Here is a 250-nt window from a genome sequence, read left to right as displayed (position 1 = left end):
GTTACATTTATTGGAATTAACGTTGACATATTGTCATTCAGTTTTCAATGTTCATTTCTTTACCACAAGAATTAATTATACTCGCTATTGAATTGAAAGTCAACAGCTTTTTTAAATTCTTGTAATATTCGCCACAAAAAAAGACCAAATGGTCAAATGTGGTTGCCTGGCAACGTCCTACTCTAGCGGAACGTCAGTCCAACTACCATCGGCGCTAAGGAGCTTAACTTCTGTGTTCGGCATGGGAACA

At 37.6% G+C, this 250-nt stretch carries 1 rRNA gene; it reads right to left on the bottom strand.

The features are described 5' to 3' along the window. Positions 1-164 precede the first annotated feature (164 nt). A 5S ribosomal RNA gene (gene rrf / locus CD128_RS10555) occupies positions 165-250 on the bottom strand; the annotation flags it as partial.

It is taken from the genome of Staphylococcus croceilyticus, assembly GCF_002902575.1.
GTDB lineage: Bacteria > Bacillota > Bacilli > Staphylococcales > Staphylococcaceae > Staphylococcus > Staphylococcus croceilyticus.
Note: the sequence above shows the minus strand (reverse complement) of the source record. Positions and strands in the feature narration are given on the sequence as shown.